The sequence below is a fragment of the Staphylococcus sp. EG-SA-2 genome, from assembly GCF_017152085.1.
Genome location: NZ_JACYHC010000974.1, coordinates 1 through 855, shown reverse-complemented (window position 1 = coordinate 855; position 855 = coordinate 1). Strand labels below are relative to the sequence as shown.

Genomic DNA, 855 nt, shown 5'->3' with positions numbered 1-855 from the left:
AACTTGGTGCCAAAGAAGTTATCGATCGACTTCCTGTTGAAGATGATCATAAAAAGCCACTCGCATCATCAACTTGGCAAGCTTGTGTAGACCCTGTTGGTGGCGAAGGTATTAATTATGTTACAAAACGTTTAAATCATAGTGGATCAATTGCAGTTATTGGTATGACTGCCGGCAATACTTATACTAATTCTGTATTCCCTCACATTTTAAGAGGCGTAAACATTTTAGGAATTGACTCAGTATTTACTGCTATGAAATTAAGACAGCGCGTTTGGCGTCGTCTCGCAAAAGATTTAAAGCCTGAAAATTTACATGAGATCAAGCAAGTTATTACATTTGATGAACTTCCAGAACAACTTAACAAAGTAATTAATCATGAAAATAAAGGCCGCATTGTTATCGATTTCGGTGTAGATAAATAGTATTCATGAAAAAGACATCCCGTTATGCGAGATGTCTTTTTTAATTTAGTATTTGATATACATACCGCCTGAATCTGGTTCGGTAGGCATAAATCCAAATTTTGCATATAATTTATCCGCTGGGTAGTCTGCGATCAGACTAACGTATGCACTTTCGACAGATACATTTTTAATATACTTCATAATATGTTCCATAATTAGACTGCCGTAATCTTGACCTTGATAACTTTTCGAAACAGCAATATCAACAATTTGAAAAACAGTTCCGCCATCGCCAATCACTCTACCCATACCAATTAACCGATCTTTATCATACAAGGTTACTGTAAATAAGGCATTAGGTAATCCTTTTTCAGCTGCTTCGCGCGTCTTTGGACTCATACCTGCGTTAATCCTTAATGCGCAATAATCCTCGCAAGTCGGAATATCA

General features: G+C 36.6%; 2 protein-coding genes. One reads left to right on the top strand and one right to left on the bottom strand.

Features of this window, described 5'->3' with window-relative positions; genetic code table 11:
• Positions 1-425 (top strand): MDR/zinc-dependent alcohol dehydrogenase-like family protein (locus tag IDG60_RS16835; RefSeq protein ID WP_481906104.1); only part of this gene is annotated, 425 nt, incomplete at its 5' end.
• 45 nt (positions 426-470) lie between these two features.
• On the opposite strand, the gene IDG60_RS16830 is transcribed toward IDG60_RS16835, so the two are convergent.
• On the bottom strand, positions 471-855 hold a 385-nt coding region (locus IDG60_RS16830), incomplete at its 5' end, for a GNAT family N-acetyltransferase (protein WP_241013392.1).